This window comes from Flavobacterium sp. NPDC079362, assembly GCF_050267765.1.
Lineage (GTDB): Bacteria > Bacteroidota > Bacteroidia > Flavobacteriales > Flavobacteriaceae > Flavobacterium > Flavobacterium azizsancarii.
The window spans coordinates 1-8,906 of the sequence record NZ_JBNNFM010000066.1 but is presented as its reverse complement, the minus strand read 5'-3'; the positions used below and the strand labels follow the sequence as shown (position 1 = coordinate 8,906).

12 protein-coding genes are annotated in these 8,906 nt (G+C 32.6%); 6 read left to right on the top strand and 6 right to left on the bottom strand.

Annotated features, from left to right (window positions below; genetic code table 11):
• Positions 1 to 96: 96 nt before the first annotated feature.
• From ACQKCJ_RS24515 to ACQKCJ_RS24500, 4 genes are all read right to left on the bottom strand, one after another.
• Positions 97 to 453 (bottom strand): DUF4406 domain-containing protein, encoded by a 357-nt coding sequence (locus ACQKCJ_RS24515; RefSeq protein WP_427403127.1) that lies wholly within the window; start codon positions 451 to 453, stop codon positions 97 to 99.
• 56 nt (positions 454 to 509) lie between these two features.
• Positions 510 to 1,118: a Crp/Fnr family transcriptional regulator gene (locus ACQKCJ_RS24510; protein ID WP_427403126.1), complete on the bottom strand. Its 609-nt coding sequence runs from the start codon at positions 1,116 to 1,118 to the stop codon at positions 510 to 512.
• Positions 1,119 to 1,139: 21 nt separating this feature from the next.
• Complete coding sequence (locus ACQKCJ_RS24505; protein ID WP_427403125.1) at positions 1,140 to 1,499, bottom strand: hypothetical protein; 360 nt, start codon at positions 1,497 to 1,499, stop codon at positions 1,140 to 1,142.
• 136 nt (positions 1,500 to 1,635) lie between these two features.
• Positions 1,636 to 2,706 carry a branched-chain amino acid aminotransferase gene (locus ACQKCJ_RS24500; protein ID WP_271338664.1) on the bottom strand — a complete coding sequence of 357 codons (1,071 nt, stop codon included), beginning with the start codon at positions 2,704 to 2,706 and terminating at the stop codon, positions 1,636 to 1,638.
• A gap of 310 nt (positions 2,707 to 3,016) precedes the next feature.
• Between ACQKCJ_RS24500 and mnmD the strand changes: the two genes are divergently transcribed.
• Complete coding sequence (gene mnmD / locus ACQKCJ_RS24495) at positions 3,017 to 3,682, top strand: tRNA (5-methylaminomethyl-2-thiouridine)(34)-methyltransferase MnmD (protein WP_427403124.1); 666 nt, start codon at positions 3,017 to 3,019, stop codon at positions 3,680 to 3,682.
• 165 nt (positions 3,683 to 3,847) lie between these two features.
• On the top strand, positions 3,848 to 4,045 hold the full coding sequence (locus tag ACQKCJ_RS24490) for a hypothetical protein (protein ID WP_271338666.1): 198 nt from the start codon (positions 3,848 to 3,850) through the stop codon (positions 4,043 to 4,045).
• 27 nt (positions 4,046 to 4,072) lie between these two features.
• Here the strand turns inward: ACQKCJ_RS24490 and ACQKCJ_RS24485 are convergent, their stop codons facing one another.
• Entirely contained in the window at positions 4,073 to 5,020 is a 948-nt protein-coding gene (locus tag ACQKCJ_RS24485; RefSeq protein ID WP_427403123.1) for a LysR substrate-binding domain-containing protein, read from the bottom strand.
• A 108-nt stretch (positions 5,021 to 5,128) separates the two neighbouring features.
• Here ACQKCJ_RS24485 and ACQKCJ_RS24480 point away from each other — a divergent pair, with 108 nt between their 5' ends.
• The 4 genes from ACQKCJ_RS24480 (at position 5,129) to can (ending at position 8,515) form a co-directional block, all read left to right on the top strand.
• Positions 5,129 to 5,608 carry a Dps family protein gene (locus ACQKCJ_RS24480; RefSeq protein WP_271338668.1) on the top strand — a complete coding sequence of 160 codons (480 nt, stop codon included), beginning with the start codon at positions 5,129 to 5,131 and terminating at the stop codon, positions 5,606 to 5,608.
• A gap of 132 nt (positions 5,609 to 5,740) precedes the next feature.
• Entirely contained in the window at positions 5,741 to 6,025 is a 285-nt protein-coding gene (locus tag ACQKCJ_RS24475; RefSeq protein ID WP_271338669.1) for a hypothetical protein, read from the top strand.
• An 81-nt stretch (positions 6,026 to 6,106) separates the two neighbouring features.
• Positions 6,107 to 7,759 (top strand): SulP family inorganic anion transporter, encoded by a 1,653-nt coding sequence (locus ACQKCJ_RS24470; protein WP_271338670.1) that lies wholly within the window; start codon positions 6,107 to 6,109, stop codon positions 7,757 to 7,759.
• 117 nt (positions 7,760 to 7,876) lie between these two features.
• Positions 7,877 to 8,515: a carbonate dehydratase gene (can, locus tag ACQKCJ_RS24465; protein WP_271338671.1), complete on the top strand. Its 639-nt coding sequence runs from the start codon at positions 7,877 to 7,879 to the stop codon at positions 8,513 to 8,515.
• A gap of 52 nt (positions 8,516 to 8,567) precedes the next feature.
• On the opposite strand, the gene ACQKCJ_RS24460 is transcribed toward can, so the two are convergent.
• A partial coding sequence (locus tag ACQKCJ_RS24460) for a transposase (protein WP_427403122.1) occupies positions 8,568 to 8,906 on the bottom strand: 339 nt, incomplete at its 5' end.

Below are 8,906 nucleotides of genomic sequence, written 5' to 3'. Positions count from 1 at the left end.
TATCGTAAATTAAGAACCGCCTTGGTACGGATCCGTATGCCGGGTGGTGTGGAAGGTCGCCTAGGGAATTAATCCCTAGGCTCCTATCCGATTTAATTACTCTGCATCTGGAATGTCTTCTAAACGATAATAAATTTTCAAACCTCTTTCTTCTGCAATTCTAACATCATTGTCTGCTCCTTTCGATTCGCCTTCGAGACGAAGAACTGCATCGCATTTTTCTAAAAGCCGATGAGCAACAGGATATTGTATTTCGTCCCAGGCACTATCGCCAATTTGTTTTGAGCCGGCTAAATGGAGTAGTGGTAATGCAAGCCATTCGCCAATTACGGGTAAATGTCCCATTCTGAATAAAGGAAGCGCTACAGCTTCTAGTTTTTCTAAATTTTGTTGAATTAGTTTCGGGTCGTCATTTGTGCCGCCGCGATAAGGTCCTGCAATAAGTATAAGCATATCTGTTTCTTTTTTACAAAGCACGTAAAGATATCACAGCAAAAAAATAATGTAGTTTAAGAAAATGCCTGTTTGTTTTTGTTGGCGCGTATCATACTTAAGAACTCAGGAGTGATTCCTAAATACGAAGCAATTTGTTTTTGAGTAACTTGTTTTGCAACTTGTGGGTACTTCTCCAGAAATATATAATAACGTTCTTCTGCTGTTAGCGATAGATTTTGAATCACTCGCAATTGTTTTCTTATGTAAGCATTTTGCATTATTATCCTGAAAAAACGTTCAAATTTTGGAATCTTAAGATACAAATCATCCAGATCTTCTTTTTGCAAATGGTATATGTGGCTTTCTTCGATAGTTTCGATATTCAGCATTGCAGGCTGTTGATTAATAAAACAAGACATATCTGTAATCCACCAGTCAGCAATGGCGAACATGATTGTTGATTCTTTTCCGGCGGGATTTCTGTAGAATGCCCTTAAAGTTCCGGATTGTACAAAATTTATTGTTCTGCATATTTCCCCTTCTTTCAAAACAATGCTCTTTTTAGGGTATTTCTTTTCTTTTAAAATCGAAAGAAAATAAGCGATTTCATTTTCGTCAAGCGAAATATGTTTAGCAATATTTTGTAAAATCAGATTTTGAGTCATTCTTTGATGGAGTTTCAAGAGCTTGTTCTATTGGATGATTTAAGTTTTATCTGTTTTTGCATATTTACTTAGAAGTTCGTTATATCTCTTGTTCCAATAATCAAAATCAAAAATTAAATTGTAATAATTTCTGATTTCTTCGTTCAGTAATTTTCCAGATAAAATTACTCTGTTAATACAGATTATTTCTTCTATTAAGTCAAATTCATAAGAGTCAGGAGGGTAATCGTCATTATATTTTGACTGGTAAATGTTTTCTAATTCCTTTATTTCATTTTTTAAATGGTTGCTAATCGGTAAAGTGTCTAAGCTAATATTTTCATAAATTGGATTTTCATTATCTTGTTCTATCCAAATAGGGAAGCAAAAATACTCAAAGTTATATTTTAGATTTCTCATTATTTATTAGTGTAATATTTTATAAATATATGAGTATTTTTAGGACAAATAATGTTCTGTATTAAATGATGCTGTAAAAAAAAACTTCAGATAATATTAATATCTGAAGTTTCTGTTTTTGCTTATTTATGACTATTTATTGCACTTTTACAGTCCAGCCAAAAGTATCTTCAGAAAGTTTATTTTGAAGGCTTGTTAGTTTTTCTTTTAAAAGAGAAGCATATGAATTCTCAATCGGAGTCATTTCATAATAAACATCCTGGTAAGAGAAACCTTTGATAACACTTATAACTGCAGCAGTTCCAGCTCCGAAGATTTCTTTTAGAGATCCGTTTTTAGCAGCTTCTACTAATTCTGAAACGATAACAGGACGAACTTCTACTTTAAGACCTTCTTTTTCTGCCATAGTAAGCAAACTTTTTCTGGTAATACCATCAAGGATCCTTTCGCTTGTTGGAGCAGTCAATAAAGTATCGTTAATTCTAAAGAAAACGTTCATTGTTCCCGCTTCTTCTAATTTTGTATGTGTTGCATCATCTGTCCAGATAATTTGTTGAAAACCATCTTTGTTTGCTAAGTTAGTTGGGTAAAACTGTGCAGCATAGTTTCCTGCAGCTTTTGCAGCTCCAATTCCACCGTTTGCAGCTCTACTGTAATGTTCAGCAATAATTACTTTTACTTCGCCGGCATAATAAGATTGTGCAGGAGAAAGTAAAATCATGAATTTATATTCGTCAGAAGGATTTGCAACAACACCAGCGCCTGTAGCAATCATAAAAGGACGAATGTACATACTGCTTCCGTTTCCTTTTTGAACCCATTCCTGATCAATTTTCAATAATTCATTCAAACCATCCATGAAAATTGCTTCTGGAACTTCTGGCATTGCCATACGAATTGCAGAATTATTAAAACGTTTGAAGTTCTCGTCAGGTCTGAACAACCAAACGTCATTATTGTCATCTTTGTAAGCTTTCATACCTTCAAAAATAGCTTGCCCGTAATGAAAGACTTTCGAAGAAGGATCCATTAAAATTGGAGCGTAAGGCTTAATGACAGGATTTTGCCACTCTCCGTTTTTAAAATCACATTCGAATAAATGGTCTGTAAAAACAGCACCAAAGCTTAAGTTTTGAAAGTCTACTCCGCTTATTTTTGACGAAGTTGCTTTTCTGATTTCAATTTTGCTTGTTTGAGTTGTACTCATAATTATGTAAAGTTTTTTATGTAATTCTCATTGCAATAGAAAGATTCTAAAGTAATGATTTGGTGTGAAATAGAATTTGTTGAATGCAAAATTAAGTAAAAATATGTAATTTACTTAGTAAAACTGCATTATTTATGCCTTTTAACTGAGATTTATTTATCTTATAATAAAGTGAAAAAATTAAGACAGTTTTATAAAGAATTTATGAAAAAACAACCGTTTTTTAAGGCTTTACGTATTTGTTTTGACTAATTTTGGCTCGCAAAATACTGTGAATACCACCAAAATCAGATTGTAAATTCGTAGAAAAGTGAAAAGAGAAATAATAAAAACGCTAGATGGCTCAACGACAATTCATTTGCAGGAATGGGATGAGTGTTATCATTCAAAACATGGTGCAATTCAGGAAGCAAAGCATGTATTTATAAAAAACGGACTTTCATTATTTGACAATAATCCGGTTAGTATCCTCGAAATTGGTTTTGGAACAGGTCTAAATGCTTTTATTACTTTTTTAGAATCTGTTTACAAAAAACAGCCAATCGATTATGTTGGGGTAGAGGCATACCCGGTAGAAGCAAAGGAAGTTCTGGAAATGAATTATGTCTCAGAATTAGAAGCGGATCAATATAAAGGTGTGTTTGAAAAAATGCACGAAAGCGAGTGGAATCAGAAAATAGAAATTAGCAGCGATTTTTCGTTAACTAAAAGAAAACAATTTTTTGATGAAATAGACGATTTCGAAATTTTTGATTTGATTTACTTTGATGCTTTCGGATATCGTGTGCAGCCAGAGTTGTGGAGTACGGAAATTTTTCAGAAAATGTACAATAGTTTAAAACCAAACGGAGTTCTTGTAACTTATGCAGCCCGGGGAGTTGTTAAAAGAAGTATGATCGAAGTTGGATTTACGGTAGAAAAATTGGCAGGTCCTCCGGGGAAACGTGAAATGTTTCGAGCCTTTAAAAAGGTTTAAATGAGTTGTTTAGAATCGTTCTATATTGATTTATGTATATTAAGAAAACGTATTCGTTGCCAAAGTTTTTAAAAAAATAAGTTAAAAGAAGTGCTTATGAATGATATTTGATTAAATTTGTGCGAGTTTAAAAATAATGATAACCCCCGAAAATCTTATTTTATTATGTCAAAATTAATGTTTGATTACACGAAATCAATACTTGAGAGAGTAAGTTTCGATCCGATACTTTTCTGCAAAGAATTAGAAAAAGCTATCAAAACACTGTTACCATACGAGATGGAACAATTGCAAGAATGGTTGATGAATTTTATTATTGAGAAACCGGAATTAAAACAAAGTTTACTACTAATCAAAGTATAACAAAAAGGAGCCAATTGGCTCCTTTTTCTATTTTTGTTTCTGTTGTAGCGGACTAATTATTTGAACGTTCTGGAAAACGATGGCTCCTTTTACAACTCCGGCGATTGTAGATCTTAAAGCATCAATGATTTGCATTTTTAATTCGCTCTTTGGGTAAATTAAACTTACCTCACGGGCAGGTTTTGGTTCCTTAAAGTTTCGTAGTTTCAGTTTGTCGAAATCTTTTAAGTCTAAGGTATGCAGGTACGGCAATAGCGTTGTGCCTAAACCTTCATCGGCTAATTTTATCAGGGTTTCAAAGCTTCCGCTTTGTATCTGGAAATTATTCTGGTCGGTATCAGAGCCATTTTTGCATAAATTCAAAATACCATCCCTAAAACAATGTCCGTCCTGCAAAAGCAAAATTTCATTTAGATTTAAATCAGAAACTTCTATTTCTTCTTTTTGAAAACTTGCGTGATGTTCCGGGATATAGGCGACAAATGGCTCAAAATATAAAACAATTTCTTTTATTTTTTCATCTTCAAGCGGCGTTGCAGCAATTGCAGCATCTAAATGACCGTTTTTTAATTTCAGAATAATTTCATCAGTATTCAGCTCTTCAATAAGGAGTTTTACTTTTGGATATTTCTTAATGAAATTATTTAAAAACATCGGCAAAAGAGTTGGCATGATGGTCGGGATAATTCCTAGACGGAATTCTCCTCCAATAAAACCTTTTTGCTGCTCTACTATATCTTTAATTCTGTCAGCTTCATTTACAATATTCTTCGCCTGATTGACAATTTTTTGACCGATATCTGTAAGTTGGATTGGTTTTTTGCTTCTGTCGAAAATTAAAATATTAAGTTCTTCTTCAATTTTTTGAATTTGCATACTTAATGTAGGTTGTGTAACAAAACATTTTTCGGCAGCAAGAGTAAAATTTTTGTGCTCGGCAACAGCTAACACATATTGTAATTGAGTAATTGTCATTTTGATAGTATTTTGTGATGCAAAAATAAGAAAATATAATTTTTTTTTATGTCATTTTTAAAGAACTTATCTTAAATTTGTAGTAAACATATTATAAAACGAAAAACTATGAAAACAAATATTTTAGGTTTACCTGTAAAAGAGTCTGAACTGTTAGTAAAGGAATTAAATATTCTGTTATCAAATTTCCAGGTGTATTATCAAAATTTAAGAGGAATACATTGGAATATTCGTGGTAAACGTTTCTTTGATTTACATGTAAAATTTGAAGAATTGTATACAGATGCCCAATTAAAAATTGATATGATCGCAGAGAGAGTCCTGACAATTGGAGGAACTCCTTTACATACATTTGAAGATTATATTCAAAATAATAAATTAACTGTTGGAAAGAATATTTCAAATGATGAAAAAGCAGTTCATTTAATTGTAAATTCATTATCTGATTTATTAAAAATAGAAAGAGAAATTCTGAAACAATCAGATGAAATAAGTGATGAAGGTACTAATTCTATGATGAGTGACTTTATCGCTGAACAGGAAAAAACAATCTGGATGATGAGAGCCTGGTTAGAAGAGGAATTGTAATAGGTTGCTTTTGAGTCAAATATAAACAGAATGATGCTTAAGTGTCATTCTGTTTTTTTATGATTGTTAAATTTGTATAAAATTTTAGCCCTGAAGCTTTGATTTTATTTGTTTAACACTATTTTTGCTCCAATGAAATTAGTTGCTCGCATATTATTATTCATATTTATTGCTTTCTTATCTACCCCAACTATTGTAACGGTGATAAAGGAAAGCAATGATAGGTCTATGTTTTTCAGTTTTGCTGAAGAGGAGCATTCACACAAAGAACTTAAGGCTGCTGTTTATCCGGCAATACTTCACCATGAAGTTATGATGCCTGTCTATATTGAAAAAAAGACTATAGTATCTGAAAATATTGTAAAACTTGACAATATTTCTCCGAGCATTTTTGCTCCACCTCCCAACTTAGTATAATACTTCCGATTATTTTGAACTCACTGCATTTTTGATTAAATGTGGTAAATCTTTAATGAATAATTTTTTTAGTATTGTATTATGACAAAAAAAATCAATCTTTTTGCCAACCTTAAATCTGATTTTGCTTCAGGTTTAGTGGTTTTCTTGGTGGCTCTGCCTTTGTGTTTAGGTATCGCAATGGCGTCTGGAGCACCTTTATTTTCTGGAATTATCTCGGGTGTCATTGGTGGTATTGTGGTAGGTTATTTAAGCCAGTCACACATTAGTGTATCGGGACCAGCAGCTGGGTTAACAGCTATTATTTTGACCGCTATTACTGATTTTGGTGCTTTTGATGTGTTTTTAATGTCTGTTTTTATTGCTGGATTAATTCAATTAGCATTAGGATTTTTAAAGGCCGGAAGTATCTCAAATTATTTTCCAACAAATGTTATCGAAGGTATGTTAGCGGGGATCGGGATCATTATTATCCTCAAACAATTGCCTCACGCTTTTGGTTATGATGCAGATTTTGAAGGCGATCAGGCTTTTGTACAAAGTGACGGAAGTAACTCATTTTCGTTTTTATTTGATGTTTTAAAACACATTCACTTAGGAGCGGTAGTAATTTCGCTTGTTTCGCTTATTATATTAATTTCCTGGGATAAGGTTTCTTTTTTAAAGAAATTAAAATTAATTCCGGGAGCACTTGTTGCTGTTATCCTTGGTATAGCTTTAAACGAATTTTTTCTTGCTACAGGAAGCTCATTGGCAATTGCAAAAGAACATTTGGTTTCATTGCCAGTTCCAAAATCTTTTGATGAATTTAAATCTATTCTGATTACACCAAACTTTGCTGCTGTTACAAATCCGCAAGTTTGGGTAGTTGCTATAACAATTGCCATTGTTGCTTCTATTGAAACATTACTTTGTATTGAAGCTGCTGACAGAATGGATGTTCAAAAACGTTATACGAATACAAATGTTGAGCTTAGGGCACAAGGTATTGGTAATATGTTAAGTTCACTTTTAGGAGGTTTACCAATGACATCAGTTGTGGTTAGATCATCTGCAAATAATAATGCAGGAGCAAAATCTAAAATGTCAGCTATTATTCACGGAGTGCTTTTATTGTTAAGTGTTTTGGCTATTCCGACACTTTTAAACAAAATTCCATTGGCAACTTTAGCAACCGTTTTAATTTTGGTTGGATATAAATTAGCAAAACCTGCAACATTCAAACATTTCTGGGAAAAAGGAAAATACCAATTCATCCCTTTCGTTGCTACACTAGTATTTGTAGTAGCAACAGATTTACTTAAAGGAGTTGCTTTAGGAATTGTAATTAGTGTCATTTTTGTATTGAGAGGAAACTTAAAAAGAGCGTACAGCTTCAAGAAAGAAGAGTACGAAGATGGAGATGTTATCCATATCGATTTAGCACAAGAAGTTTCGTTTTTGAACAAAGCTGCTATAAAATTGACATTAAATGAGATTCCTGAAAATTCTAAAGTAGTAATTAATGCTCAGGATACAGAGTACATTGCACATGATGTTCTGGATTTGATTCGTGAATTTAAAGAAACACGAGCGATTGATGCAAACATAAAAGTGAAGCTAAAAGGTTTTAAAGAAGCTTATGAGCTTGAGAACTCTCCGGATCTTAGCAATCACGTTTCGATTGAGCACTATTATGATGTTGCCAAAAGAGCATTAGTCCAAAAAGAAACCGTAAAAGAAGATTTTAAATAAATTATATTAATTAAGGTATTTCTCAAGTGTGAGAAGTATTAAAAATTAGATAACTTTACAGTAAAGTTATTTTTAATATGTTTAAGCATTTAGAAATACCATTCAAAAAACAAAAAAATGAAAGAGTTTTATAAGCAATTATTAGAAAACAATAAGGAGTGGGTTGAAAAATCATTAGCATTAGATCCTAATTATTTTGCGGATTTGGCGAAAGGACAAACTCCACCATTATTATGGATTGGATGTTCTGATAGTCGTGTTCCTGCAAATGAAATTATTGGTGCGAAACCAGGAGAAGTTTTTGTACACAGAAATATCGCCAATATGGTCGTACACTCTGATATGAATATGCTGAGTGTTCTGGATTATGCTGTAAATGTTCTAAAAGTAAAACATGTTATTGTTTGCGGACATTACGGTTGTGGTGGTGTAAAAGCTGCAATGGGCAATATGTCTGTTGGAATTATCGATAACTGGATTCGCCACATCAAAGATGAATATCGTTTGCATGACAAATACCTAAATTCGATTGAAGATGAAACAGAACGTTTTAATGCTTTTGTTGAAATCAATGCTAAAGAGCAAGTATATAATTTAGCTAAAACATCAATTGTACAAAGTGCCTGGAAAAATGGCCAGGAATTAATGCTTCACGGTTGGGTTTACGGTTTGAATTCAGGTTTTGTAACCGATTTGAATGTAAATATCGCTTCGAATGATGAATTAGATGATGTTTATCAACTAAGTAATCTATAAAATTAAAAAATCGCCTCAAAAGGTAGTAGTGGTCGGAAGAAATTCCGGCCACTTATGTTTTAAAGACTTTTGAAGGATCTCCCCCGGAGAGTGTTACCATTATTGCTGTAATTAGCTCTCTTAATTCCATAACAAACCTTCTTTTAGCTGTTTTATAACCAAGGTTGTTTGCTTTCTTGTAAATTAAAACTAACATCGCTACAATTAGAGTCATATAAATCATGACTTGTATTCCATTTTTGCTGAGTGATACAAGATGACTAACATTGAGCTCTTGTTTTATAAACCTGAAAAACACTTCAATATCCCATCTTCTTCTATAATAATCAGCAACTTCTTTGGCTGTAAGTTCAAAATCATTAGTTATAAACCAAAATTCTTTTTCTGGATT